This window comes from Mesorhizobium sp. CNPSo 4671 (genome assembly GCF_057784245.1).
On record NZ_JBWLUW010000017.1, the window covers coordinates 16,638 to 40,988 of the forward strand.

Sequence of the window (24,351 nt, forward strand, 5' to 3'; positions counted from 1 at the left end):
GAAAACGAAGGAAAGCGCCCGGCTGGCGCCGGCCGCTGAATGCGCGGCCTCCTTAGCCAAATGCTTTGGGTTTCGCAAGGCTGGCGGCGGATTGCCGGCTTCAAGAAGATGGATATTGCCTTCCAGGCCGGCGCCGCTTACCAAATGCTGCCCGCGGGGAATTCCTTTTGGTCCGGCATAACAGATGATTGCTCGTCTTCGGCGCGCCATGCGATTGCAATCGCTGCCGCTTGCCGCCGGCTTCGCGGTGCTGGCACTGATCGTCGGCACCCGCGCCTTGCTGGTCGAGGGCCAGAGGGCCAATCGTGCCGCCGCGCGCGAGACAATCGAATACCAGGAACAGCTTTCCGGACTGCTTTCATTGGCGCAGGACGCCGAGGCCGGCCAGCGCGGCTATCTGCTGACCGGCGAGAAATCCTACCTCGAACCGTACCAGAAGGCTGTCGATGCAATCCCGGGGCAACTTGCCCGCATCGATGCCATGACCTCATCCAACGATCAGCTCGCCCCGCAGATCAGCCACATCAAGGACGCGCTGGCGCAAAAGCAGGCTGAACTGGCCGTGACGATCACGCTCTACGACAAGGGCGACGCGGCCAAGGCATTGCAACTGGTCCGCAGTGGCCAGGGCAAGGCGGCCATGGACGAAATCCGCGCCAGTATAGACACGATCCGGCGCATCGGCGCTGCCGACATCGCCGCGCGCGACGAGCATACCGACCAGGTCGAGGCCTGGCTGCGTATCGGGTCTCTTGTCGCACTGCTGGCGATCTTCCTGCTCGGCGCCTACACCATCCGCCAATCCCGCCGCCGCTTCCGCGAGGTCGCCACCGCCCAGGAAGAGTTGATGCGCAAGAACATCGAGCTCGGCAGCGAGATCCAGACACGTGAAAAGGCCGAATCCCAGATCCGCCAGATGCAGAAGATGGAGGCCGTCGGCCAACTGACCGGCGGCATCGCCCATGATTTCAACAACATGCTGGCGGTGATCCTCAGCGCAATGAACCTTGCCCAGCGCAAGCTGAAGCGCGGCGAGAATGATATCGAGAAATTCATCGAGGCGGCGACGGACGCGGCCAGCCGTGCCGCCAATTTAACCTCCCGGCTGCTTGCCTTCTCCCGTCTGCAGCCGCTGGCGCCGCAGGTGGTCGACACCAACCGGCTGGTGACCGGCATGTCCGACCTTCTGCACCGTGCGCTCGGCGAAGGCATCCGCGTCGAAACGGTGCTGGCGGGCGGCCTGTGGAAAACCCACGCCGACCCCAGCCAGATCGAGAATGCCATCCTCAACCTTGCCGTCAATGCCCGCGACGCCATGGACAATGACGGCAAGTTGACCATCGAGACCGCCAACAGCCACCTCGACGACGCCTACGCCGCCACGCATGCCGAGGTCACGCCAGGCCAATATGTGATGATCGCGGTAACCGACACCGGCGCGGGCATGTCGCCCGAGGTCATCGCCAAGGCGTTCGAACCCTTCTTCACGACCAAGCCGGTCGACAAGGGCACGGGACTTGGGCTGAGCCAGGTGTTCGGCTTCGTCAAGCAGTCGGGCGGCCACGTCAAGATCTACTCCGAACTGGGCGAAGGCACGACGATCAGGATCTATCTGCCCCGGTTTTTCGGGGCGGAGGAGCCGGCAGCACTTGCCGGGCGCGGCAAGAGCACCGCCAAGGTCACCGAAACGATCCTCGTCGTCGAGGACGACGCCCGCGTGCGGGCCGCCACGACGGACGCGATGCGCGAACTCGGCTACACCGTCATCCACGTCGGCAGTGGCCAGGAGGCCCTTCAGGAGCTGGCCGCGACACCCGGCATCGCCCTGCTTTTCACGGACATTGTCATGCCGGTGATGAACGGCCGCAAGCTCGCCGAGGAAGCGGTCGCGCGCCAACCCGGTCTGAAAGTCGTGTTCACCACGGGTTTCACCAGGAATGCCGTCGTCCACAACGGCGTGCTCGACCATCACGTGCACTTCCTGGCCAAGCCGTTCACTATCGAGCAGCTCGAGGCCAAGCTGCGAGAAGTGCTGGACGCACAGGGATAGCTGGCATGACCGAAACCTTGGAAATCGTCAATTTTCGCCTCAAGCCCGGAACCGAAGCGGGCTTTGCCGCCGGCAACCGCCTGGTCAGCGACTGGCTGGCGCGGCAACCGGGTTTCGTCAGCCGTTGCCTGGCCCGGCGGGATGATGGCGGCTGGGTCGATATCGTGCGCGGGCAGAGCCGCCAGTAGGCCCTCACCGCAGCCGGGCGGATCATGTCCGAGATCGGTGATTGCGAGGCCATGCGCGCCATCGATCCTGCCAGTGTCGACATGAAGCATGCCGAACTCGTTCTGTCGAATTAGCCCACGCTTTGGCTGGCCGTCGAAAGGTCCCACTGGGGATCAACCCTGCCCAATCCGGTAACGACGCGGTCGCGGCCGTCCGCTTTTGCCTGATAGAGCGAACGATCCGCGGCGTTGACGATCTCGACCCATGACGCGCCGAGTTCCGGGAAGGCGGACACGCCGAACGAGGCCGTGATGGTTCCAAGCGTGCGGCCGCGATGCGCCAGATGCAGCTGCTTGATCGCCTTGCGCAGCGCCTCGGCGCGCTCGGCGGCATCGGCGAGCGACGTCCCCGGCATCATCAGGGCGAATTCCTCGCCACCGTAGCGCGACACCACGTCACTTTCCCTGGCATGGTCGAGCAGCGTGGCGGCGACCTGTTTGAGCACGAGATCGCCCGCTTCATGGCCGAACGTGTCGTTGAACTGCTTGAAATGATCGACATCGAGCATGATCATCGCCAACGGCTGTTCGGAACGCTCCATGCGCCTCAGTTCGCGGCTGCTTGTTTCCTCGAGGTAGCGGCGGTTGTAGAGCCCGGTATTCGGATCGCGGATCGATTGCTGCCGCAATGTTTCGCGCAGGCGCAGATTGGCCAGGGCCAGTGCCAGTGTATCGACGACGCCGCGCAGGATCTGTTGCCGCTCGGTCAGCCAGTCCGGCCTGCCGGCGGCATCCGGTTCGCACAAATGCACGATGCCAAGCGTCTCCCCCTGCGCCGCCAACGGCATGCAGACGTAACCACGGCCGCCATTCTCGGTGATGTGATTGCAGCGCGGCGTCAGCATGCCGGGGCCGGCCACATGTTCCTGACCGCGCCGCAGCGCCCAGCAATCTTCCGGCGCAAACTGGCCAACGCTCGAACGCACAGCACCCCAATGCTCCATTTCCTCGACCAGATTGCGCGAGGCACTGGTCAGATGCACGGTTCCGCTCAATCCGCCGAAGAAATCGGGCATGGCCGAACCGACCACGGAAAATGCCTCATGGAAGGTGACGCACGCCTGGAGCAGTTCGCCGAGCTTGACCAGGCGGGTCGTTGCCTGGGACGTTTCCTTCAGTTCGCGGTTCAGCGTCGCCAGTTCCTCGGCGCGATCGCTGACCGCCCGCTCGGCGCTGCGCAACTCTCTGATATCGTTCAACGTCAGCACGATCCCGCCGTCGGAGCGATTGAGCGGATTGCAGCTCGCAATCACCGGCAGGTACGATCCGTCCGGCTTTACCAGCCGCACCTCGGCCTGATGCCCGCGACCCGTGGTCAGCGCCAGCTCGATCGGGGATGTTGCCTGCCCCAGCCTGTCTCCCGACAGTCCCCTTATATCGAGAACCGACGGCCAATCCTGGCCCTCGATCTTGTCATTGCGCCGCCCGATGATCTCGGCGGCCGCCGGATTGACCGAGACGATCCGGCCATTGCCGTCGATGACGACAATGCCTTCCGCGACAGTGCGGACAATATCCTCGATATAGGTCTTCTGCTCGACGAGCTGCCCACGCGAGGATTCGAGTTCGGATGCCATGCTGTCGAACCCTCGCGCCAATTGGCCGAACTCATCATTGGAGGTCAGGCCGATACGCGCCCCGGCGTCGCCGCGCGCCAGCGATTCGATGCCGCGGTTGAGGCCGGAAAGACCGGCGCCGAAGCCCCGCAGCAACAAAAAAGTCGAGATCGCTGAGATCAACACGGCGGCTGCGGTGCACAGACCGACAAGCCAGAGCATGTTGTTGGTGCGCTGTTGGGCGGCGTGCAGCAGCGGCGTGTACTCGAACAGCACTGCGCCGACCGTCTTGCCGGCAGCATCCTTGATCGGCACCGCAACCAGGTTAATCGGCTCAGCCACATCGCCGCTGTCTTCGATGAAGTCGCGCGGCGCGCCGTCCTCGATCGTCCGGCCGACTTCATTGCCGGGATCGTGGTGGTACGGTGTGCCGATATTTTTTTCTTCGCCCGGGACGTCGGCAAGGATGACCTTGTCATGATTGACGACAACGAGATCGCGTTTCGAGTCGCTGTGCTGCGATTTCACGAATTCGCGCAGTGCGTCCGCTCTTTCGAACAGGGAATGCGGCGCATCGGAAGCCTTGAAGGCAATCGCTTCGGCCAATTGCCGCCCGACGCTTGTCGCCTCGGCCACTGCGGCGGATCTGGTCAGCGACATCTGGGAGACTATGGCAATGCCGCCCACCAGGCCGATCAAGGCCGCGGCGCTCAACAAGGTGGCAACAATCTGGGTCTTGATCCGCACCAAGCCATCCCAATCAATGGGAAGGCAATGTACATGCCGAATCCCGCTCGTGCCTCAGGAAACCGCCAACCTCGTAAATTTGATGTTAAGGGAACCCGATCAGCCGCCCTTCCCGGACCGGGTCAGCCCGGCTGCGCCGTGGCTTTCCACAGGCCGGGATAGTCGACGACGAAGCCGTGCCGCGAGACATCGAGAATCTCTTCATAGCCGAACATAGGCGCGCTGTAGGCGTAGCGGATTGCGTCGAGACGCCGATAGCTCTGCTCGAGAAGCACCATCTCGATCGCGGGGAAGCTTAGATAGGCGGCTGGAGCGGGTGTCGTCTCCCCGATGCCGAGGTTAAACGGGCGGATCGCCAGCAGGTTCGATGCCGGCGTGAAGCCGAGGTCGACATCGACAAGGCCGGCAACGCCCCGCTGAGGCTCGCCGTTCAGCATCCACGCGCCGTGGGCTCGTCGTTCAATGGCGTAGTGCAGTTCGCGCATGCCGAGAATACCATCAACCCGCGCCGATCGCGTGCGCCAGCCGGTGTCGCAAATCACCGCATAGGCAAGGCAGCATGGCTTGCCGTCCTGGACGAAGATGGCCTGTCCCTCGAGGCTGTGCGCACCATCGGCTTGCGAAAGCAGGCAGGCGTCGTGACCCTCCACATCCAGCCGGCGCCAAAGGATCGAAGCCGTCGTGACCGTCATCGCCCACTCCTCGAATGCAAAACGATGCCTTTCATTCGCCCGCCAGGCCAATTGTGTTTCACCGCCGCACACGGCAGCTGACATGCCCTGACAGGGTGCATCGCCCTGTCGGCACAGGAAAATTGTTGCCTTGACTTTCCGGCTCCCACGCCCGACTTCCTAGCGCTCTGAAGCAATTCCAGGAAAAGTGTGTAACGGTTTTCCGTCCGGAATTACGACAATCAAAGAGCTCTAGGAGACCAACCAATGCCAGAGCCCCGACGGTCGACGATCGATGCCGGAGAAGTGGAGCGCTTTTCCGCCCTTGCCGCCGAATGGTGGAATCCGAACGGCAAGTTTCGGCCGCTGCACAAATTCAATCCGGTCCGGCTTTCCTATATCCGCGACCAGATCGCGGCGCGCTTCGGCCGTGACCCGCGTGCCGCGCGGCCGTTCGAGGGACTGCGCATCCTCGATATCGGCTGCGGCGGTGGTCTTTTGTGCGAGCCGATGGCGCGGCTTGGCGCCGAGGTCGTCGGAGCGGATGCTTCCGGGACAAACATCGAAGTGGCGAAACTGCACGCGGCCGAAGGCAATGTCAGCGTCGACTACCGCGCCACAACGGCCGAGGACCTTGCCGACGCCGGCGAGACATTCGACGTCATCCTCAACATGGAAGTGGTCGAGCATGTCGCCGACATCGACTTGTTCGTCGCCAAATGCGGACAGATGGTCCGGCCCGGCGGCATCATGTTCGTGGCCACCATCAACCGCACGCTGAAGGCGCTGGGTCTCGCCATCATCGGCGCCGAATATGTGCTGCGCTGGCTGCCGCGCGGCACGCACCAGTTCGGCAAGCTGGTGCGCCCGGAAGAGCTGGAAAAGGCGCTCGGCGGCGCCGGTCTGACCATCATCGACCGCACGGGCGTCACTTACAATCCGCTTGCCGATCGCTGGGCGCGGTCGAAGGACATGGACGTCAACTACATGGTGCTGGCGGAAAAAGGATCGGTCTGACCACGTTCGCGGAATTCGCGCCGAGGACGTGTTGAGATTCGGGTCAGGCCGAATCGAGCGGCCGATAGCCGCCCCGCCAGTAGATCAGCGCCTGGCCGGCATCGTGGGTGCGCACCGCTTCGACCGAACCGATGACAATGGAATGCGTGCCGCGGTCGATCATTTCGTCGAGGCTGCAGTCGAAGGCGGCCACCGCGTCCGAAAGCAGCGCGGCTCCGGTCTTCAGCGTCACCCATTCGGCGCCCTCATAACGGTCCTTGCCCCTGATGCCGCCAAAGCCGGAGAACCGCTCCGCCACGCGCTGGTGTTGAGGTCCGAGCGAATTGACGCCGAAATGCCGGTAACGCTCTATCACCGGCCAGGTCGATGACGATCGGTTGACGCAAGCGATCACCTTGGGCGGCTCGGCCGACAGCGAGACCACCGAAATGACGACAAGGCCGGAGCAGTCGTCACCGACGCCGGCGGTGATGACGCTGACATTGCCGACGATGAGCCGCATGGCGGCGCGGAAGTCGGCGACGTCGACCGGCCCCTCTCTCGAGACTGTGGACATAACATCCTCCTTTGCAGCCTGGACGCAATTCCGGACGGAAAACCGTTTCACACTTTTCCTGGAATTGCTCTAAGCCGCCGACTGCATCGCGGCCGGCGCGATGCGGATGCCTCTCTGTTCGAGAATGGGTAGCACGGTGTCGCGGAAATAGGGGAACTCCTCGGCATAATCGACGAAGGACAACGTCGAGCCGCGAAACCCGGCCTCATGCAGAGCGGTGATCCCGTCGGCGACCTGCTCGGGCGTGCCGGTGAGCGGGAAGCCGCCATGGCCCGCCGCCATGCGGTCGCGAATGAGCGCCAAGAGATCATGCGGAAACGACTGCGCATGGGCGAACTGCAGCCGCACCAGATTGTCGACCGCCGCCCAGTCGGCATTGCTGCGGCCGAAATGTTCCAGATAGTCCGTAGCTTCCTTTTCGGTCGGCCGGCACACGACATGGGCGAAGGTCAGCACGTCGACATCGCTGCCGGCGGCCCTCGCCTGCTCCTTCAGCGCAATGATCTCATCCCTGGAGCGCGCCAGGTCGATCGCCGGCGTGAACAGGAAATCGGCATTGCGGACCGCGAATTTGCGGCCCTCATCAGACCCGGCGGCGTTGAGGATCGGCAGCCGCGAGGACGGGCGCGGGTCGCCAAGCACGTTTTTGAGCTTGAACCAGGTGCCGTCCCAGTCGAAGGCCTCCGTACGGCTCCATAGCGCCTGGACGATATCGAACCATTCCTGGGCATAGCCGTAGCGCGTGACGTGGTCATCGGGCAGTGTCAGCCCAAGCGCCTCATATTCCGGCTTGTTCCAGCCGGCGACGATGTTGAGGCCGATGCGGCCACGGCTGATCTGGTCGATGGTCGCCAGTTGCTTGGCAACGACGACGGGATGGTTGGCCGCGGTGTGGGTGGTGGCGAAAACCGTGATGTTGCGGGTGAGCGCCAGAAGCCCGGCCGCCCAGGTGATCGTTTCCAGCACATTGCCGTGGAAATTGGTCTCGCCGCCATAGCCGATCCAGCGCGCGATCGGCAGCATGAAGTCGATGCCGGCCTCGTCGAGCAGATGCGCCAGCCGCAAATTGTTGTCCCAGGAGCTGACCCAGCGCTCGGGCACCTTGGTGACGGTCATGCCGCCGGAACAATTTGACGCGAAAGTGCCGAGAAAGAAGGGCTGCGCATGACGCGCGGTCTTGTCGAGCATGCTCATGGGTGACGTTCTCCTCATTTTTGCTTATAATTTATGATAGAAAGTCTATCATAAATCCATGTAGACGCAATCACTGGGATCAGCGCATGTTGGTCGTGGGGAACAGACAGATGAACGATCGGCGCAAATCATTGGAAACACAGGCCGAGCTGCTGGATCGCGGCTGGCATCTGGCGCGCACGCCGCTGGAAATCGACGTCACCGAAGTCGAGTACGCGCTGATGCGCTCCTACGAGGCCTTCGGCCATTGGCAGGCCGAATGCCTTGCTACGGTGATCGAGTTTTCCGCCAGCGGACCCGAGAACGCGCTGCTCCACATTATCCGGATGAACGACCGCCCGAAAAGCGTGCGCGATCTAGCCCAGATGACCAACCGCGACGACATTCCCAACATCCAGTACAGCCTGCGCAAACTGCTCAAGGGCGGTTTGATCACCCGCACCGGCAGCGGCAGGGCCGGCGTCACCTATGAAGTGACGCCGCTCGGGCATCGCGTGACCGACCGCTACGCCGACATCCGCTCCGTCTTGCTCATCGATGCCGTGACGCGCATTCCCGAAATGGCTGACAAGCTCGAAGATGTCGCGCGCACGCTCGAGCTGATGACCGGCATCTACGAACAGGCGGCGCGCGCCGCTGCCACGCACCGCCGCCGGCATCCAAGGCCGGAGCCCAGCGGCGATGCCGGCGGCGAAAAACTTTGAAGACGTTTACGCAGGCTGCAGCTTCGCGACGGCCTGACTCTGCGCCTTCGTGGTGACGAAGACACCGGCGGTGATGACGACGGCGCCGGCCCAGGTCAGCAGCTGATAGTGCTCGCCAAGGAAGATCGTGCCGGCAACGAGCCCGACGGCGGCGGCCACATAGCCGATCTGGCTGAGATAGACCGGGCCACCGACCGCCTGCAGCCGGAAGAAGAAGGCGAACATCGCCGACGCGGATGCGACCTGCGCAACGACGACCAGCGGCACGGCACCGAGCGGCGCGAAGGCCTTGACGCCGAACAGGGCAAGAATGCCGGCGAGCAGCAGCGTCGCCGACGCCAGATGGCTGCCAACGGCAAGCTCGATCGGCCCGGTATCTTCCGGCCAGTCGACGGTGCGGTAGATGTTGCCGGCGGCAAGGCTGACTGGGATCAGCAGGCCGAGCGCCACCCAGAACAGATCGGCCGGCTGGCCGGCCTCGCCGCGCGTCACTGCCACCATGACGGCGCCGACGAAGCCGACGGCAATACCGACAATGCCCAGCATGTTGGGGCGCCGGACGCGCAGCAGGATCGAAAACAACAGCGTGATGACAGGCGACAGCGTGAACATGATGCCGGTGTAGCCGGCGCCCAGATGCGGGATGGCCGAGAACATCAAGAGATTGGGCACGGCATAGGACACGGCCGCTGTGACGAAGAAATAGCGCAGTTTGTGGGGGGTGAGCCGGACGCGCTGACCGCGTGCCAAGAGCACGCACAAAAGCACGCCGCCGGCGCCGAGCGAGATGACGAAGGCCCAGACCATGGCCGGCACGCCGGCCGCCGTGGCGAGCTTGCCGAAGGGCAGCGTCAGCCCGAGCAGGCCGCCAGTGACGACCAGCAGGCCGAGCGCCGAATCCCAGAGAATATTCATCGGATGGTCCCGTCACTCAATTGCGAAATTTGGCACTTGCCGCGCTTGGCCGGCTCTGTATCTTGAGGTAAGATAATACAAAGATTCTTAACGTCAAGATATTTAACGGTGAGACAGATGGATCGCGCGGCAAAAGCGATCGAGCAGTGGAAACGGGAGCGGCCGGACCTGGATGTCTCGCCGATGGGCGTGCTCGGGCGGCTGAACGAGGCCTCGTCGCTGATCGCGCGCGATCGACTCGCTCCGCTGTTTGCTCGATTCGGATTGCAGGCCGGCGAGTTCGACGTACTGGCGACGCTGCGCCGCTCCGGAGCGCCTTACACGCTGACGCCGACCGCTCTTTACGAAGCGACGATGGTGACGTCAGGCGCCATGACCAACCGGCTCGACCGGCTGGAGAAGGCCGGATTGATCCTGCGCGGCCCGCACCCCAATGACCGGCGCGGCATTGTCGTGCAGCTGACCGAAAAAGGGCTCGCCTTGATCGATGACGCCGTGACCGCCCACGTCGCCAACGAGCATGAAATCCTCGCCGGCCTCACCGGCGCCGAGCGGGAGACGCTGGCTCAGCTGCTAGGCAAATTGATCGAAAGCGTGAGCTGATCGCTCAGTTCCGTTCGTCGGGAAAACTCGGGATCGGCATGAAATCGACGCCGTCGTCCGCCAGGCCCTTGGCCTCTTCCAGCGTCGCTTCGCCATAGATGCCGCGTGGGTCGGTTTCGCCGAAATGGATTTTTCGCGCTTCTTCGGCGAATTTGTCGCCGACATAATCGGCATTCTCGCGCACCTTCTCGGCCATCGCCTTCAGTTGCGCCAGGGCCTGCTTCTGCGCCTCGCCCATGGCGAGCGCTATGGTCTCCTGCTTGCGGGCCGTCGAAACGGCGGGCGCCATCAGGGCCTTCTGCACCTTGTGCGAGCCACAGCTCGGGCAATCGACAAAGCCACGCTTCTTCTGGCTGTCGAAATCGTCATTGCTGCGGAACCAGCCCTCGAACTCGTGCTCGTTCTCGCAGATCAGGGAAAAGCGGATCAAGAGGCTGCACCCCGCAGAAGCGGCGCGTCCACCGCGCCGGCATTGATGGTGAAATCCCGCGCATTCTTCAAATTGGGGATCTTCTTGCGCGCAGCAAGCGACTGTGCCGGGTCGATCTCGGCGACGATCACGGCGGGCTCGTCATGCGCGGCTTCGGCGATGATACGGCCCCAGGGATCGACGATCAGCGAATGGCCAAACGTCTCGCGGCCGTCCTCGTGCAGGCCGCCTTGCGCGGCGGCGACGACAAAGGCGCCGTTCTCGATCGCGCGGGCTCTGAGCAGCACATGCCAGTGCGCCTCGCCGGTCTGGCGGGTGAAGGCGGCAGGCACGGTCAAAACATCAGCGCCGGCCAGCGCCTCGGCGCGGAACAGTTGCGGGAAACGCAGGTCGTAGCAGACCGCAAAACCCAGCTTGGCGCCCGCAACCTCGGTCACGACCGCCTCCGTGCCTGGCTCATAGGCGGCGGATTCGCGCCAGCTTTCGCCATTGTCGAGATCGACGTCGAACATGTGGATCTTGTCATAGGTGGCGAGCGTCGCGCCATCCGGACCGAACAACAGCGCCCGGTTGGCGAGCTTGCCGTCGGCACGCAGAATGGCGGTCGAGCCGATATGCAGGAAGACGCCGAGTTCACGCGCCAGTCTGTGCGCGGTCGCGACGATGATGTCCTTGTCCTCGGAGGTGAAGGAGGCTGCACGCGCTTCCTTGTCGCGGATCAGCGCCCCGGTCATTTCCGGCGTCTGGATGTAGGTCGCGCCCTGGCCGGCTGCCTCACGCACCAGCCGTTCGAGATCGACCGCATTGCGCTCGGGGCTTTCGCCTGAACGCATCTGGACCGACGCAGCCTTGAAAACACCCATCATCACACCCTCAAATCGTTGCGCCGTTGGCGAGCAGTCTGTCCAGCCGGCCTTCGGCTTCCAGCTCGTGGAGGTCATCGCAGCCGCCGACATGCGTGTCGCCAATGAAAATCTGCGGAAAGGTCGTGCGGCCGTGTGCGCGCGAAATCATCTCCTGGCGCAATTCCGGCGAGAACGAAGCGTCATGCTCGGTAAAGGCGACGCCCTTGCGCTCCAGCAGCCGCTTGGCCGCCGTGCAATAGCCGCACATCATGCGTGTATAGATCGTGACATCGACCATGACGAATTTCCGCTTTCGTTGCCGACTTATATAGTCGCGGACTCGTCCGCCCGAAAGTCCCCCGGCAACACCCGCGCAAAGGTCAGCACATCGACGGCGGCCGCACCTCCTTTTTTCAGCGCCTTGGTCGCCGCACGCACCGTGGCGCCCGTGGTGTAGACATCGTCGATCAGAAGCACCCTGCGGCCGGCGATCTCGATTTCCGCCTCGGCCGGCACACGGAAGGCGGCCCGCACATTCTCCTCGCGCTCCTGCCGCTCCAGCCCGACTTGCTGGCGGGTGAGCTTTACGCGCCGCATGGCGGAAGGCGCGAAAGACAGCCCGCTGAGCTCGCAAACCGCGCGCGCCAGTTCCGCCGACTGGTTGAACCGCCGCCGGAAAAAACGCCGCCAGTGCAGCGGCACCGGCACCACCACATCGGCCTCGGCGATGAGATCGGCGCCGGCGCGCACCATCCAGCGCGCCATCCAAGGGGCGAGATCAGTGCGATCCTGGTATTTCAGCCCTTGCACCATCTGGCGGGCGACGCCGGAATAGGCGACTGCCGCCCGTGCCCGTTCGAAGGGCGGCGGATCAGCGATCGCCTCGGCCGACAAAAAGCCCTCACCCATATGATGGGTGAACGGCGTGCCCATCACCGGGCACCAGGGCCGTTCCAAAAGCCGCAGCTTCGGCCAGCAGGCTCCGCACAGCACGCCGGGCTGCGAGACATGCCGGCGGCAGCCGGCGCAGACCGGCGGAAACAGGATGCGCGCCGGCCAGCCGAGAGCCGAGCGGGTGAGGTTCCTGATCCCGATGGACTTGATCTTGGACATGGGATCGGCCACGTGGTTGGTCCTGCGCACCGTGTATACCAAGTATATCAGGGCGTGGACAAACAAGGATCCGCCCGTTGCACCCGATAATGGATACCGATCTCTGGCTGGCGCACAAGCGGCGCGCGCTCACCCATCCGATCGACGGCGCCGATTTTCTCATGAACCGCGCCGCCGAGGACCTTGCCGACCGGCTGGGCGCCGTCGAGCGCCGGTTCGGCAAGGCGGCGGTGCTGTTTTGCCAGACGCCGGCCGCGGCCGATGTGCTCGCCGCGAGCGGCAAGGTGACGGATATCGTCCGTGTCGAGACGGACGCGGCTTTCCTGAATGGTGCCGCCGGCCTGGTCGCGCCGCTGGAAACTGTGCCCTTCGAGCCGCAAAGTCTCGATCTGGCGTCGTCGCTTCTGTCGCTGCAGGCGATGAACGATATTCCTGGCATGCTGATCCAGATCCGCCGCGCGCTGCGGCCGGATGGCCTCTTTCTCGGCGCCTTTGCCGGAGCCGGCACGCTCAGCGAGTTGCGCGAAAGCCTGCTTGCGGCCGAGACCGAGCTCTACGGCGGCGCCAGCCCGCGCGTCATCCCCTTCACCGACGTGCGCGATGCCGGCGCGCTTTTGCAGCGCGCCGGTCTCGCTCTGCCGGTCGCCGATGTCGAGACGGTGACGGTGCGCTATGCCAATCTGTTTGCCCTGATGGCCGATCTGCGCGCCATGGGTGAAACCAGCGCGCTTGCCGATCGCAGCCGGCGGCCAGGCACGCGCCGGCTGTTTGCCCGTGCCGCGGAAATCTACGCCGAGCGGTTTTCCGACCCCGACGGCCGGATCCGGGCAAGTTTCTCGATGGTCTGGATGTCCGGCTGGGCGCCCGATGCGTCGCAGCAGAAACCGCTGAAACCCGGTTCAGCCAAGGTCTCGCTGAAAGCTATACTGGAGGGTTCCGGCGAATCCTGATGCATGTCGCCCAAACGTGACCTCGGTTTTGGGAAGACGACATGCATAAAAACGCTTTAGGCGGCCGTCGCGATTGCGATCAAGGCGATGCAAAGGCGTTCGCAAGCCTGCTGGTGTTGTCGCTGAACAGCCAGGTGATCTGGTTGAAAACCTGGCCGATGCCGCCGATGATGGTCAATGACAGCACACAGACAATCAGGGCATATTCGACGGCAGTAGCGCCGGTCTCATCCGTCAGAAAACGCAGCAGCACTGTTTTCATCACCTCGATCCCCATTACCAGGACCTTACCGCCGATCTGTTAAGAAAGGTTAACGGCAAAGGCTTAACAGGCGGTGAAACGGCCGCCCTTTCGCGAATATCTTAACCATGTCAGCAGTCGCCGCTCGTCTTGCCGTCGGAGCCGATGATGCAGACGGAACCCGGCTGCGCCTGCAGCACGCTGCGGCGCACCGTATAAATGCTGCGATGGCTGATCGAGCCGGTGGCCGTCATATCGAGACCGCCGGGAACATCATCCCGCGCCGATTGCGAACGCGTCTGGCTGTCGAGGAAAGGGGTCGCTATCAGCGCCAGCGCCACCGCGGCCGAGCCGAACAGCAGCGCGACGCGCAGAATGCCCATGCCCGCATCGGCGGCACGGAAGCTGCGGTCGGGCCGGATCGAATCCCAATCCTTGTCCAGGCTCATCCTATCGCTCCCCAGCCAATTGGCGACGCGGCCGCGAGGACACGGCCATGCATCAATTTTTCATGATGAGATAAATCTTCCATTAACGCTGGCTGATATGAATCGTGGTCCGGTCCGTCGCCGCCCCCTCAGAGCAGGTCGATGAGGAACGGGATCAGCGGCGCGTCGGCCGGCGGCATCGGATAGTCGCGCATCTGCTTGGGCCGCACCCATTTCAACGCCTGCCCTTCCCGGGGCTGGGCGATGCCGCGGAAGCGGCGGCAGACGAACAGCGGCATCAACAGATGGAAGTCGTCATAGGAGTGGCTGGCGAAGGTGAGCGGCGCCAGGCACGGGATCTCGGCCTCGATGCCGATCTCCTCATGCAGTTCGCGGATGATGCATTGTTCCGGCGTCTCGCCGGGCTCGACCTTGCCGCCTGGAAATTCCCACAGGCCCGCAAGCTGCTTGCCCTCCGGCCGCTGCGCCAAAAGCACGCGGCCGTCGGCATCGACCAGCGCGCAGGCGGCGACCAGCAGCAGGCGCTTGCCGGTATTGGCCAGATCATTCATGCCCTATTTCACTCATGACCAGGCGGCCGACGATAGTGGTAGCGATAGACTTCCTCGAAGCCGAGCGACCGATAGAGCGCCAGCGCAGGCACATTGCCGGCCTCGACCTGCAGCCAGGCTTCCCGCGCGCCGCGCAGCCGCGCCCATTTCAGCGCTGACAGGATCAGGTTGCGGCCATGGCCCTTGTTGCGCGCCGATCTGTCGGTGGCGACCTCGAACAGGCCCGCGAGATCGCCATCATGCACGCAGATCAGCGTCGCCAGCGGTTCGACCCCATCTTCGAGCGCGAACAGCCCGGCCTCGGGCTGGATGGCGCCGATGATCTCGGACAGGCCGGGCCGCAGCGAAACATCAGAGCCGTTGACCTTGAGCAACGCACCGATGAAGCGGCTGATGTCCTTGAGCGGAATCTGGTCCATCGCGGCATCGAGCTGGGCGTCGGCCAGAGGCAGCCGCATGACCAGCGATTCGTCGAACCGGCTCCAGCCCTCTCTGTCGAGATGGCTGGCCAGATCGGGGCCAGACAGCGGCGACATGCGGAACGTCAGCGGCCTGCCATAGGCATCGAAACGGCGGCTGGCCCGGCCGATGCGGTCGGCGATGTGCTGGGTGTCGCCGGGATCGAGCGGATTGACCGAATTCAGCCGCTTGGCCGGATGGCCGGCCGTCAGCCGCACCACCCAGGTGCCGTCATAATGGACGGCGGCCGCCGGCCAGGCGCGAAAGCCGGCCGCCTCGTAGCGGCGCACGATCGCAAGCATGCTTGCCGGATGCCTGGAAGCCAAAACCGTCAGCTCCGATAATCGCCGTTGATGGCGACATATTCCTTGGTGAGGTCGCAGGTCCACACCGTCGCCTTGCCGCGGCCGATGCCGATATCGGCGCGGATGCGGATATCGTCGCGCTTCATATAGGCCGAGGTCTTTTCTTCCGAATAGGCCGGGTCGCGCTCGCCCTCATGCGCCAGCCTATTGTCGCCGAACCAGATCGACAGCCGGTCGCGGTCGGCCGGCTCGCCGGCTTTGCCGACGGCCATGACCACGCGGCCCCAATTGGCGTCCTCGCCGGCGACCGCCGTCTTGACCAGCGGCGAATTGGCGATCGACAGCGCGATGCGCTTGGCCGAGCGCGCCGATTTCGCGCCGGTGACGGTGACTTCGACCTGCTTGCGGGCACCCTCGCCGTCGCGCACCACTTGCAGCGCCAGCGACTTCAGCACCTTGCCGAGCGCCCGACGGAACTGGCCGAGCCGGGCATCCTTGGGGTCGGTGATCTCGGGCGCGCCGCGCTTGGCGGCCTTGCCGGTGGCGAAGATCAGCAGCGTGTCGCTGGTCGAGGTGTCGCTGTCGACGGTCACCGCGTTGAACGTCTTGGCCGTGCCGCGCGACAACAGGTCCTGCAGCACAGGGGCGGCGATCGGCGCGTCAGTGGCGATGAAGGACAGCATCGTCGCCATGTCGGGGGCGATCATGCCGGCGCCCTTGGAAATGCCGTTGATGGTGACATCGGTGTCCCCAAGCTTGACCGTCTGCGTCGCCACTTTCGGATAGGTGTCCGTGGTCATGATGGCCTTCGCCGCCTCGGTCCACAGGTCTGGCTTGCCGTCGCTGACCAGCCCGGCGAGCAGATGGCTGAACTTGGTCGTGTCGAGTGGTTCGCCGATGACCCCGGTCGAGGCCAGGAAAACCTCACTTGGCGTGCATCCGGCGGCCTTGGCCGCCGCCTCGCCGGTCAGCGCGGTGGACGCGCGGCCTTTCTGGCCGGTGAAGGCATTGGCATTGCCGGAATTGACGACCAGCACCCGCGCCTTGCCAGCGGCAAGGTTTTGCCGGCAGAAATCGACCGGCGCCGAGGGGCATTTCGACTTGGTGAACACACCGGCGACCGCGGTGCCGGCGTCGAACACCATGACCAGCAGGTCGGTGCGGTTCTTGTACTTTATCCCCGCTTCGGCGGTGGCGATGCGCACCCCTTCGATGACCGGCATCTTGGGGTATTTCTTCGGCGCGAGCGGCGAAATCGTCGTGGACATGGGGACCTCGGGCGGGAAAATCGCAAGGGAAGGCCGGTTTGCCCGATACGGCGCGCGGGCGCAAGGGCGTTTTCGCCGCGCCTGCCGGGGCAGCGAACCACGCCGGATTAAGCCTGCATTTCAAATCTGTTGGCGTCGCCGGGGCCCGTGGCGCTATGATTACGCCCCATGGGCAGGCTTGCGATCCTCGCATGGGCATTTCTGGGACTTCTGCTGCTGAGCGCCGACGCTGAGCCGGCGCGGCGCGTGGCGCTCGTCATCGGCAACGGCACTTATGCCGAGGCCGGGACGCTGGCCAATCCGGTCAACGACGCGCTCGACATCGCCGACAAGCTGCGTTCCATCGGTTTCGAGGTCATCGAAGGCAACGATCTCGGCAAACGCGAGCTCGAACGCAGCATCGGCGAATTCTCCGATGCGCTCGAAGGCGCCGGCGTCGGGCTTTTCTACTATGCCGGCCACGGCCTGCAGGTCGACGGCCGCAATTACATCGTGCCGGTCGACGCCAGGCTCGACATGCCGGTGAAACTGCAGCTCGAGGCCGTACCGATCGACGAAGTCCTCGACATCATGGAGCAGCAGACCAAGGTCAGCCTGGTGTTTCTCGACGCCTGCCGCAACAATCCGTTTGCCCGCAGCTTGAGCCGCACCGCCACCACGCGTTCGGCGACGGCGCTGGCAGGCCTGGCGCAATTCGATTCGACGCGCGGCTCGTTCATCGCTTTTTCGACGGCGCCGGGTGCGGTTGCCATGGACGGCACCGGGCGCAACTCGCCATTTGCCGCAGCGCTTTTGCGGCATATCGCCGAACCCGGCCAGAGCATCAACGACATGATGATCGCGGTGCGCCGCGACGTCGTTTCGCAAACCGGTGAAGGCCAGCGTCCCTGGGAACAGGGCTCGCTGCTCGAACGCTTCGAATTCGTCCCGGGTGAAGGGCCCGCTCCGGAGCCGAAGCCGGCGGCTGAGCCAGCACCAGCCTCGCAGGTCGCGGCGCTGGAGCGCTCCGTGGGCGACGACAAGGCCTCGATCGAAAGTTTCCTGCGCCGAGACTATCTGACGCCCGACACCAGGACGATGGCTGAAACGGTCAAACGGATCTACGGCTCGTCCGCCACCATTTTCGGCACGCGCTACGACGCCGATGCCATCGTCAAGGTGAAGACCGACTGGTTCGCGCAATGGGCCTCGTGGTCGCTCGGGCTGGAACCTGGCAGCCTGGAAGTTACCCCGCATGGCGAGGACCGCACTGAGGCCGCCTTCGCCATGCGCTACGACTATGTGCCGAAGGACAAGTCGGCGGCCCGGCTGACCGGCAAGGCGCGCGTCACGCTCGGGCTGGTCAAGGCCGAAGGTGGATGGCGCATCGAGTCCGAAACCTCGCAAGCGATGCAATGATAACCCGATCCGGGTGCGAATTCACGCGCGCTGGCGCGACATGAATTCGATAGCGAAACAGAGCAGTGCCGCAGCCGGCAGCGCCAGGCCGATCCAGGACACCAGCGGCCAGCCGGCTTGCGCATACGCCCAACCGCCGACAGCCGAGCCGATCGCGCCGGCGATGAAGAACGTCGCCATGTAGAGGCCGTTCAAACGGCTGCGATGTGCGGCGCCGAGCGCGAACAGGTCGCGATAGCCGAGGACAAGGTTGGTCTGCACACCGAAGTCGAGCACGATTGCCGCTGCGACCAGCAGCGCCATTGAAAGCGTCGAGCCGCTGCGGGCGATGTGGGTGATGAGAAACGCGACAGCGACACACAGCATGGCAAAGGCGGTTGCCGGCCGGCCCCATCCGTGGTCGGCAACCCTTCCGGCGAGCGGCGCGGCGATTGCGCCGGCGACGCCGGCCAACGCGAACAGGCCAATGCCGCGCTGCGTCAAGCCGAAATCAGGCCCGGCCAGCAGCAGCGGCGTCGTCGTCCAGAACAGGCTGAAAGCCGCGAACAGGAACGCCTGGTAGAGAGCCCGCCGCCGCAGCACCGGCGTCGTGCGCGCAATATGCACCATGGACGCCAAAAGCGCGCCGTAGCTCAGACGCGCCGTCGGCACGCGCCTGGGCAGCGCAAACCGTAGCACCGCGATCAGCAGGATCATGACGGCGCAAGAGGTGAGGTAGACCACATGCCAGGACGACAGCGCGGTGATGAAGCTGGAGAACGGCCGTGACAGCATGATGCCCAGCAGCAATCCCACCGAGACATTGCCGACCACGCGGCCACGCCTGGCTTCGGGCGCCAGGTGCGCCGCATAGGGGATAAGCGTCTGCACCGCGACCGAGCCAAGGCCGACAAACAGCATCGCGGCCAGAAACGTCGCCGGCTGTGTTGAAATCGCCGCGCCCAGCAAGGCAAGCGTTGCAACGGCGAGGATGCCAAGCACGAGCCTGCGGTTTTCCATGAGGTCGCCAAGCGGCACGACAAACAGCAGACCCACCCCGTAGCCGATCTGGGCCATCGTGACGATCAGGCCCGCGGCATGTGGCGGCAGGCCAAGTTCAGCGCCGATCGGGCCGATCAGCGGTTGTGCATAATAGATATTGGCGACAATCAGCCCGCAGGCGGCGGCCAGCAAAAAGGTCATCCAGTTCGAAATCGTCGTCTCGGCGGGGGCGGGGCCGGGTGAGATAACAGCCGTCATGACGATCTCCATCGGAACGAAACGTTTCGTTGAATAGAACGAACCGTTCCGTTTCGTCAAGCGATGATGTATGAACATCTCGATGTGTGAGCATCTCTTGGCAGCGGCGCATTTTGCGGCCAAATGGCTTCATTTAGTCCGTAAAAGGCAAACAGTTGCCGGTGGGTTGTCGTTTTAGACGAGAAACCGCTTCAGGAGGAACGGCCAATGGGCGAAATCGCCGATCCGGCACGCAAATCGATTGGCGCCAGGCGCAATCCCGACAGCGCCGAAGCGATTCTGGAGGCTGCCGAAGCCGTGCTGATCGAGGCCGGCTATGCCGGCTTCTCGATCGAGGCGGTGGCGCGGCGTGCGCGCGCCGGCAAGCCGACCATCTATCGTTGGTGGCCAAGCAAGGCGGCGCTGCTGCTCGAAGTCTACCAGCGCCAGAAGCGCGTCGACATTCCCGATACCGGAAGCCTGGAGGAGGATCTCGTCGGCTTCCTGATCAATCTGTTCACGCATTGGCGCGAGACATCGTCGGGCAGTGTTTTCAAATCGCTGATCGCCGAGGCGCAGTCGGATGAAACCGCGGCCGCGGCCCTGGCCGGCTATGCCGGAGCGCGCCGTACCCACACCGGCCAGATCATCGAGCGCGCCAAGGCACGCGGCGAGATCGCCGGCGATATCGATCCGGGTGTGGTCGCCGATCTCATCGCTTCCTACGCCTGGCGGCATCTCTTGACCAACCGGCTCGACGAGCCTGAGGCGACGATACGCAAGATGGTCCGCTATCTCCTGCGAGGCATAGCGGCATCAGGCAGATAATGGCGGCCAACAAAAAGGGCGCGGCAACCCTTGGCTGCCGCGCCCTTTTGAAAAAATCGTTCAGGCCTACTTGCCGGCTTCCATCGTATCGACGGCCTGCTTCAGCTTGGCGTCCGGGATTTCGACCTTGGCGCCGGCGCGCAGCGACTTGACCAGCGCGAAATACTTGTCGCGGATGACCGCCTGCTTTGCCTGGTCCTTGACGTCGTCGAAGGCCGGCGGCTGCTTGGCGCGCTTGTCCTCGAGCTTGATGACATGCCAGCCGAACTGCGTCTGCACCGGCTGCTTGGTGTATTTGCCGACCTCAAGCGCGAAGGCGGCCTTGTCGAACTCCGGCACCATCTGGCCAGGTCCGAACCAGCCGAGGTCGCCGCCATTGGACTTGCCCGAGGGATCGCTGGTGTGCTCGTTGGCGAGCTTCTGGAAGTCGCCGCCGCCGTCGAGCTGCTTGATGATCGCCTCAGCCTCTTCCTTCGTCTTCACGAGGATGTGACGGGCATGCACCTCGTTGACCGGCGGCGTGTTGGCGATTTCCTGGTCGTAGCGGGCGCGGATCTCGGCGTCGGTGACCTTGTTGACGACACCCTTCTCGACCATCTCGCCATGCAGCGCGCGCTGCTGCAGGAACGCCATGCGGCGCTGGAAGTCGGGATCCTTGTCAAGGCCGTCGGTAACGGCCTTGGCGGCCATCACGCGGATTTCGATGGCCGCCGAAAGGGCCGCGGCGCGGCGCTGGTCGGGCGGCAGTTGCGCGAATTGCTGCGACAGCTCGCCTTCGGCAAGCACCAGATCGGCTTCGGTCAAGGGCTGGCCGTTTACCGTGGCGACCACGGCATTCGGATCGACCGGCGCTGCCGCCGGTGCCGCGGCGGCATCGGCCGGAGCAGCGGGAGCGGTCTCCTGCGCCATGACAGGCGACAGGCAAAGAGCCGACAGGCCGAAGGCCAGACCAAGGCTGGCAAGCGACGCACGGCGGAACAACAAGGGCATAAGGATGACTCCGGGGAAGGATTGTAAGGAGGGGTGGCTTCCAGATCAGCCAGATTGTGGCGGAATTTGGCGCGACCGGCAGGGCCAGCGCGGCGTTGACATCAGTTGAGCCCCCTCTTATCTGTCCAACGACTTTGCGTCCAGAACCGTTTTCCGGGCGCTTTTTGTGTTTGCCCGTATTCAGGCGGTGCGTTCACGCGGATGTGATGGGGCCGGCCGGCGCTCGTCTGAAGATTGAGAATTCTATCGAAAGGACCATTGGATGGTCAGTCTCGGCGGTCTCGCCCGTAAGGTTTTCGGTTCCTCCAACGACCGTCGGGTCAAATCGACCCGGCCCCGCGTCGAGGCGATCAACGCCATGGAAAACGAGATGCGGGCGCTTTCCGACGCCGAACTCGCCGGGCGTACGGAAAAATTCCGCCAGGACATTGCCAATGGCGCCAGCCTTGAAGACCTTCTGGTCCCGGCTTTCGCCACCGCCCGCGAGGCCGCGCGCCGCGTGCTCGGCATGCGCCCCTTCGACGTCCAGCTGATCGGCGGCATGGTGCTGCACAATGGCGGCATCGCCGAGATGCGCACCGGCGAAGGCAAGACCCTGGTCGCGACGCTGCCGGTCTATCTCAATGCGCTGGCCGGCAACGGCGTCCATGTCGTCACCGTCAACGACTATCTCGCCACCCGCGACTCCGAATGGATGGGCCGCGTCTACAAATTCCTCGGCCTCTCGGTCGGCGTCATCGTCCATGGCCTCTCGGACGAGGAGCGCCGCGTCGCCTACGCCGCCGACGTCACCTACGCCACCAACAACGAACTCGGCTTCGACTATCTGCGCGACAACATGAAGTATGAGCGCGCCCAGATGGTGCAGCGCGGCCACAATTACGCGATCGTCGACGAAGTCGATTCCATCCTGGTCGACGAGGCGCGCACGCCGCTGATCATTTCCGGTCCGCTCGAGGACCGTTCGGAAATGTACAACACCATCGACACCTTCATCATCCAACTGCAGCCGCAGGATTATGAGATCGACGAGAAGCAGAAGACCTCGATCTTCACCGAGGAAGGCACCGAGAAGCTGGAGAACCTGCTGCGCGATGCCGGCCTGTTGAAGGGCGAGTCGCTCTACGACGTCGAGAACGTCGCCATCGTCCACCATGTGAACAACGCGTTGAAGGCGCACCGGTTGTTCCAGAAGGACAAGGACTACATCGTGCGCAACGGCGAGATCGTGATCATCGACGAATTTACCGGCCGCATGATGCCGGGCCGCCGCTATTCGGAAGGCCTGCACCAGGCGCTGGAAGCCAAGGAACATGTGGCGATCCAGCCGGAGAACCAGACGCTCGCCTCCGTCACCTTCCAGAACTACTTCCGCCTCTACAAGAAGCTGTCCGGCATGACCGGCACGGCGCTGACCGAGGCCGAGGAATTCGGCAACATCTATGGCCTCGAAGTCACCGAGATCCCGACCAACCTGCCGGTCATCCGCAAGGACGAGGACGACGAGGTCTACCGGACGGTCGAGGAGAAGTACAAGGCGATCGTCAAGGAGATCCGCGAAGCCAGCGCCAAGGGCCAGCCGACGCTGGTCGGCACCACCTCGATCGAGAAGTCCGAGCAGTTGGCCGAGCGCCTGCGCAAGGAAGGTTTCAAGGATTTCGAGGTGCTGAACGCCCGCCACCACGAGCGTGAGGCGGCGATCGTCGCCCAGGCCGGCAAGCCCGGCGCCATCACCATTGCCACCAACATGGCCGGCCGCGGCACCGACATCAAGCTCGGCGGCAACGCCGAAATGCGCATCGCCGACGAACTGGGCGACATGCCGGAAGGCCCCGAGCGCGAGGCGCGCGAAAAAGAGATCTACGCCGACGTCGAGCGCCTGAAGGAAAAGGCGCTAGCCGCCGGCGGCCTCTACGTGCTCGCCACCGAGCGCCATGAATCGCGCCGCATCGACAACCAGTTGCGCGGCCGTTCGGGCCGCCAGGGCGACCCCGGCCGCTCGAAATTCTTCCTGTCGCTGCAGGACGACCTGATGCGCATCTTCGGTTCCGAGCGCATGGACGGCATGCTGCAGAAGCTCGGCCTCAAGGAAGATGAGGCGATCATCCACCCGTGGATCAACAAGGCGCTGGAAAAGGCGCAGAAGAAGGTCGAGGCGCGCAACTTCGACATCCGCAAGAACCTGTTGAAATATGACGACGTCTCCAACGACCAGCGCAAGGTGGTGTTCGAGCAGCGCATCGAGCTGATGGACGGCGAAGGCCTGACCGAGATCATCGCCGAGATGCGCGAAGGCGTCATCGACGAGATCGTCGCCAAGGCGATTCCCGAAAACGCCTATGCCGAACAGTGGGATGTTGCGGGGCTGAAGGCCGAGGTCGCCGAATTCCTCAATCTCGACCTGCCGGTCGACGAATGGGCCAAGGAAGAAGGCATCGCCGAGGACGACATCCGCGAGCGCATCACTGCCGCCGCCGACGCCGCCGCCAAGGAGCGCTCCGAGCGCTTCGGCCCCGAGGTGATGACCTATGTCGAGCGCTCCGTGGTGCTGCAGACGCTCGACCATCTGTGGCGCGAGCACATCGTCAACCTCGACCATCTGCGCTCGGTCGTCGGCTTCCGCGGCTACGCCCAGCGCGATCCGCTGCAGGAATACAAGGGCGAGGCGTTCGAGCTGTTCCAGGCGATGCTGGGCAATCTGCGCCAGGCCGTCACCGCGCAGCTGATGCGCGTCGAGCTGGTCCGCCAGGCCGCCGAAGCCCCGCCCCCGGAAGCCCCCGACATGTTCGGCACCCATATTGACGGCACCACCGGCGAGAACGATTTCGAAGGCGGCGAAACCGCCCTCCTGGTGCGCCAGGAGCAGAACGCCATCGTCGCCCCCGAAGACCGCGACCCGAAGAACCAGGCCACCTGGGGCAAGGTCGGCCGCAACGAAGCCTGCCCCTGCGGCTCGGGGAAGAAGTACAAGCATTGTCATGGGGCGTTTGCGTAAGGGACGCCCTCTTCCTTCTCCCCGTTCACGGGGGGTGAGGCGTGGTCCGCACCCAACCGTTTCTTAATGTG

At 64.1% G+C, this 24,351-nt stretch carries 25 protein-coding genes; 9 read left to right on the top strand and 16 right to left on the bottom strand.

The genetic code is table 11. The features are described 5' to 3' along the window. The first annotated feature begins 208 nt into the window (after window positions 1–208). Together AC04SF_RS32105 and AC04SF_RS32110 are read left to right on the top strand one after the other, a co-directional pair. Window positions 209–2,050 carry a CHASE3 domain-containing protein gene (locus AC04SF_RS32105; RefSeq protein WP_488481104.1) on the top strand — a complete coding sequence of 614 codons (1,842 nt, stop codon included), beginning with the start codon at window positions 209–211 and terminating at the stop codon, window positions 2,048–2,050. A gap of 5 nt (window positions 2,051–2,055) precedes the next feature. Next, the gene (locus AC04SF_RS32110; RefSeq protein ID WP_488481058.1) at window positions 2,056–2,238 is read left to right on the top strand and encodes a hypothetical protein; all 183 of its coding nucleotides are present in this window, start codon (window positions 2,056–2,058) and stop codon (window positions 2,236–2,238) included. Window positions 2,239–2,348: 110 nt separating this feature from the next. Here AC04SF_RS32110 and AC04SF_RS32115 read toward each other — a convergent pair whose 3' ends face one another. Further along, complete coding sequence (locus AC04SF_RS32115) at window positions 2,349–4,580, bottom strand: diguanylate cyclase (RefSeq protein WP_488481059.1); 2,232 nt, start codon at window positions 4,578–4,580, stop codon at window positions 2,349–2,351. Between the two features lie 122 nt (window positions 4,581–4,702). Continuing rightward, a complete protein-coding gene (locus tag AC04SF_RS32120) occupies window positions 4,703–5,272 on the bottom strand; it encodes a putative glycolipid-binding domain-containing protein (RefSeq protein WP_488481060.1) in 570 nt (189 codons plus the stop codon). Window positions 5,273–5,518: 246 nt separating this feature from the next. Between AC04SF_RS32120 and ubiG the strand changes: the two genes are divergently transcribed. Then, the gene (gene ubiG, locus AC04SF_RS32125; RefSeq protein ID WP_096450615.1) at window positions 5,519–6,268 is read left to right on the top strand and encodes a bifunctional 2-polyprenyl-6-hydroxyphenol methylase/3-demethylubiquinol 3-O-methyltransferase UbiG; all 750 of its coding nucleotides are present in this window, start codon (window positions 5,519–5,521) and stop codon (window positions 6,266–6,268) included. Window positions 6,269–6,311: 43 nt separating this feature from the next. Here the strand turns inward: ubiG and AC04SF_RS32130 are convergent, their stop codons facing one another. Together AC04SF_RS32130 and AC04SF_RS32135 are read right to left on the bottom strand one after the other, a co-directional pair. After that, window positions 6,312–6,824 (bottom strand): flavin reductase family protein, encoded by a 513-nt coding sequence (locus AC04SF_RS32130; protein WP_488481061.1) that lies wholly within the window; start codon window positions 6,822–6,824, stop codon window positions 6,312–6,314. 69 nt (window positions 6,825–6,893) lie between these two features. After that, window positions 6,894–8,018: an LLM class flavin-dependent oxidoreductase gene (locus AC04SF_RS32135; protein WP_488481062.1), complete on the bottom strand. Its 1,125-nt coding sequence runs from the start codon at window positions 8,016–8,018 to the stop codon at window positions 6,894–6,896. 110 nt (window positions 8,019–8,128) lie between these two features. Here AC04SF_RS32135 and AC04SF_RS32140 point away from each other — a divergent pair, with 110 nt between their 5' ends. Further along, on the top strand, window positions 8,129–8,722 hold the full coding sequence (locus AC04SF_RS32140; protein ID WP_488481063.1) for a winged helix DNA-binding protein: 594 nt from the start codon (window positions 8,129–8,131) through the stop codon (window positions 8,720–8,722). Between the two features lie 6 nt (window positions 8,723–8,728). On the opposite strand, the gene AC04SF_RS32145 is transcribed toward AC04SF_RS32140, so the two are convergent. Continuing rightward, complete coding sequence (locus AC04SF_RS32145; protein WP_488481064.1) at window positions 8,729–9,637, bottom strand: DMT family transporter; 909 nt, start codon at window positions 9,635–9,637, stop codon at window positions 8,729–8,731. A 117-nt stretch (window positions 9,638–9,754) separates the two neighbouring features. Between AC04SF_RS32145 and AC04SF_RS32150 the strand changes: the two genes are divergently transcribed. Beyond that, the gene (locus AC04SF_RS32150; protein ID WP_488481065.1) at window positions 9,755–10,240 is read left to right on the top strand and encodes a MarR family winged helix-turn-helix transcriptional regulator; all 486 of its coding nucleotides are present in this window, start codon (window positions 9,755–9,757) and stop codon (window positions 10,238–10,240) included. Window positions 10,241–10,244: 4 nt separating this feature from the next. Here the strand turns inward: AC04SF_RS32150 and AC04SF_RS32155 are convergent, their stop codons facing one another. From AC04SF_RS32155 to AC04SF_RS32170, 4 genes are read right to left on the bottom strand one after another with little or no spacing between them, the layout of a single operon-like run. After that, on the bottom strand, window positions 10,245–10,670 hold the full coding sequence (locus AC04SF_RS32155) for a DUF1178 family protein (protein ID WP_096450627.1): 426 nt from the start codon (window positions 10,668–10,670) through the stop codon (window positions 10,245–10,247). Continuing rightward, window positions 10,667–11,533: a carbon-nitrogen hydrolase family protein gene (locus AC04SF_RS32160; protein WP_488481105.1), complete on the bottom strand. Its 867-nt coding sequence runs from the start codon at window positions 11,531–11,533 to the stop codon at window positions 10,667–10,669. Before AC04SF_RS32160 ends, AC04SF_RS32155 begins: the two co-directional genes overlap by 4 nt. 10 nt (window positions 11,534–11,543) lie before the next feature. Then, the gene (gene grxC, locus AC04SF_RS32165) at window positions 11,544–11,813 is read right to left on the bottom strand and encodes a glutaredoxin 3 (protein ID WP_095199655.1); all 270 of its coding nucleotides are present in this window, start codon (window positions 11,811–11,813) and stop codon (window positions 11,544–11,546) included. 26 nt (window positions 11,814–11,839) lie between these two features. After that, complete coding sequence (locus AC04SF_RS32170; RefSeq protein WP_096450631.1) at window positions 11,840–12,640, bottom strand: ComF family protein; 801 nt, start codon at window positions 12,638–12,640, stop codon at window positions 11,840–11,842. Window positions 12,641–12,705: 65 nt separating this feature from the next. Between AC04SF_RS32170 and AC04SF_RS32175 the strand changes: the two genes are divergently transcribed. Continuing rightward, a complete protein-coding gene (locus tag AC04SF_RS32175) occupies window positions 12,706–13,578 on the top strand; it encodes a methyltransferase domain-containing protein (protein ID WP_488481066.1) in 873 nt (290 codons plus the stop codon). A gap of 79 nt (window positions 13,579–13,657) precedes the next feature. Here the strand turns inward: AC04SF_RS32175 and AC04SF_RS32180 are convergent, their stop codons facing one another. The 5 genes from AC04SF_RS32180 to argJ all read right to left on the bottom strand — a co-directional run bounded on the left by AC04SF_RS32180 (window position 13,658) and on the right by argJ (window position 16,851). Continuing rightward, window positions 13,658–13,840, bottom strand: a complete 183-nt coding sequence (locus tag AC04SF_RS32180; protein WP_095199754.1) for a Flp family type IVb pilin — start codon at window positions 13,838–13,840, stop codon at window positions 13,658–13,660. A gap of 110 nt (window positions 13,841–13,950) precedes the next feature. After that, a complete protein-coding gene (locus AC04SF_RS32185; RefSeq protein WP_488481067.1) occupies window positions 13,951–14,268 on the bottom strand; it encodes a hypothetical protein in 318 nt (105 codons plus the stop codon). A 128-nt stretch (window positions 14,269–14,396) separates the two neighbouring features. After that, window positions 14,397–14,819, bottom strand: coding sequence for an 8-oxo-dGTP diphosphatase MutT (gene mutT, locus AC04SF_RS32190; protein ID WP_488481068.1), 423 nt, complete (start codon window positions 14,817–14,819; stop codon window positions 14,397–14,399). Between the two features lie 8 nt (window positions 14,820–14,827). Next, window positions 14,828–15,580, bottom strand: coding sequence for a GNAT family N-acetyltransferase (locus tag AC04SF_RS32195; RefSeq protein WP_096450637.1), 753 nt, complete (start codon window positions 15,578–15,580; stop codon window positions 14,828–14,830). A gap of 29 nt (window positions 15,581–15,609) precedes the next feature. Then, on the bottom strand, window positions 15,610–16,851 hold the full coding sequence (gene argJ / locus AC04SF_RS32200) for a bifunctional glutamate N-acetyltransferase/amino-acid acetyltransferase ArgJ (protein ID WP_488481069.1): 1,242 nt from the start codon (window positions 16,849–16,851) through the stop codon (window positions 15,610–15,612). 168 nt (window positions 16,852–17,019) lie between these two features. On the opposite strand from argJ, the gene AC04SF_RS32205 reads away from it, so the two are divergent. Beyond that, on the top strand, window positions 17,020–18,249 hold the full coding sequence (locus tag AC04SF_RS32205; RefSeq protein ID WP_488481070.1) for a caspase family protein: 1,230 nt from the start codon (window positions 17,020–17,022) through the stop codon (window positions 18,247–18,249). Window positions 18,250–18,270: 21 nt separating this feature from the next. Here AC04SF_RS32205 and AC04SF_RS32210 read toward each other — a convergent pair whose 3' ends face one another. Beyond that, complete coding sequence (locus AC04SF_RS32210; RefSeq protein WP_488481071.1) at window positions 18,271–19,488, bottom strand: MFS transporter; 1,218 nt, start codon at window positions 19,486–19,488, stop codon at window positions 18,271–18,273. A gap of 207 nt (window positions 19,489–19,695) precedes the next feature. On the opposite strand from AC04SF_RS32210, the gene AC04SF_RS32215 reads away from it, so the two are divergent. Beyond that, window positions 19,696–20,295 carry a TetR/AcrR family transcriptional regulator gene (locus AC04SF_RS32215; protein ID WP_488481072.1) on the top strand — a complete coding sequence of 200 codons (600 nt, stop codon included), beginning with the start codon at window positions 19,696–19,698 and terminating at the stop codon, window positions 20,293–20,295. A gap of 66 nt (window positions 20,296–20,361) precedes the next feature. Here the strand turns inward: AC04SF_RS32215 and AC04SF_RS32220 are convergent, their stop codons facing one another. Continuing rightward, window positions 20,362–21,285 (bottom strand): peptidylprolyl isomerase, encoded by a 924-nt coding sequence (locus AC04SF_RS32220; protein ID WP_488481073.1) that lies wholly within the window; start codon window positions 21,283–21,285, stop codon window positions 20,362–20,364. 262 nt (window positions 21,286–21,547) lie between these two features. Here AC04SF_RS32220 and secA point away from each other — a divergent pair, with 262 nt between their 5' ends. Further along, a complete protein-coding gene (gene secA / locus AC04SF_RS32225; RefSeq protein WP_488481074.1) occupies window positions 21,548–24,280 on the top strand; it encodes a preprotein translocase subunit SecA in 2,733 nt (910 codons plus the stop codon). Window positions 24,281–24,351 lie beyond the last annotated feature (71 nt).

Excerpts from the sequence above, each read along its gene's own strand:
- AC04SF_RS32105 (WP_488481104.1), top strand. The coding sequence starts at position 209 with ATGCGATTGCAATCGCTGCCGCTTGCCGCCGGCTTCGCGGTGCTGGCA.
- AC04SF_RS32110 (WP_488481058.1), top strand. The coding sequence starts at position 2,056 with ATGACCGAAACCTTGGAAATCGTCAATTTTCGCCTCAAGCCCGGAACC.
- AC04SF_RS32120 (WP_488481060.1), bottom strand. The coding sequence starts at position 5,272 with ATGACGGTCACGACGGCTTCGATCCTTTGGCGCCGGCTGGATGTGGAG.
- ubiG (WP_096450615.1), top strand. The coding sequence starts at position 5,519 with ATGCCAGAGCCCCGACGGTCGACGATCGATGCCGGAGAAGTGGAGCGC.
- AC04SF_RS32130 (WP_488481061.1), bottom strand. The coding sequence starts at position 6,824 with ATGTCCACAGTCTCGAGAGAGGGGCCGGTCGACGTCGCCGACTTCCGC.
- AC04SF_RS32135 (WP_488481062.1), bottom strand. The coding sequence starts at position 8,018 with ATGAGCATGCTCGACAAGACCGCGCGTCATGCGCAGCCCTTCTTTCTC.
- AC04SF_RS32140 (WP_488481063.1), top strand. The coding sequence starts at position 8,129 with ATGAACGATCGGCGCAAATCATTGGAAACACAGGCCGAGCTGCTGGAT.
- AC04SF_RS32145 (WP_488481064.1), bottom strand. The coding sequence starts at position 9,637 with ATGAATATTCTCTGGGATTCGGCGCTCGGCCTGCTGGTCGTCACTGGC.
- AC04SF_RS32150 (WP_488481065.1), top strand. The coding sequence starts at position 9,755 with ATGGATCGCGCGGCAAAAGCGATCGAGCAGTGGAAACGGGAGCGGCCG.
- AC04SF_RS32160 (WP_488481105.1), bottom strand. The coding sequence starts at position 11,533 with ATGGGTGTTTTCAAGGCTGCGTCGGTCCAGATGCGTTCAGGCGAAAGC.
- grxC (WP_095199655.1), bottom strand. The coding sequence starts at position 11,813 with ATGGTCGATGTCACGATCTATACACGCATGATGTGCGGCTATTGCACG.
- AC04SF_RS32180 (WP_095199754.1), bottom strand. The coding sequence starts at position 13,840 with ATGAAAACAGTGCTGCTGCGTTTTCTGACGGATGAGACCGGCGCTACT.
- AC04SF_RS32185 (WP_488481067.1), bottom strand. The coding sequence starts at position 14,268 with ATGAGCCTGGACAAGGATTGGGATTCGATCCGGCCCGACCGCAGCTTC.
- mutT (WP_488481068.1), bottom strand. The coding sequence starts at position 14,819 with ATGAATGATCTGGCCAATACCGGCAAGCGCCTGCTGCTGGTCGCCGCC.
- AC04SF_RS32195 (WP_096450637.1), bottom strand. The coding sequence starts at position 15,580 with ATGCTTGCGATCGTGCGCCGCTACGAGGCGGCCGGCTTTCGCGCCTGG.
- argJ (WP_488481069.1), bottom strand. The coding sequence starts at position 16,851 with ATGTCCACGACGATTTCGCCGCTCGCGCCGAAGAAATACCCCAAGATG.
- AC04SF_RS32205 (WP_488481070.1), top strand. The coding sequence starts at position 17,020 with ATGGGCAGGCTTGCGATCCTCGCATGGGCATTTCTGGGACTTCTGCTG.
- AC04SF_RS32210 (WP_488481071.1), bottom strand. The coding sequence starts at position 19,488 with ATGACGGCTGTTATCTCACCCGGCCCCGCCCCCGCCGAGACGACGATT.
- AC04SF_RS32215 (WP_488481072.1), top strand. The coding sequence starts at position 19,696 with ATGGGCGAAATCGCCGATCCGGCACGCAAATCGATTGGCGCCAGGCGC.
- AC04SF_RS32220 (WP_488481073.1), bottom strand. The coding sequence starts at position 21,285 with ATGCCCTTGTTGTTCCGCCGTGCGTCGCTTGCCAGCCTTGGTCTGGCC.
- secA (WP_488481074.1), top strand. The coding sequence starts at position 21,548 with ATGGTCAGTCTCGGCGGTCTCGCCCGTAAGGTTTTCGGTTCCTCCAAC.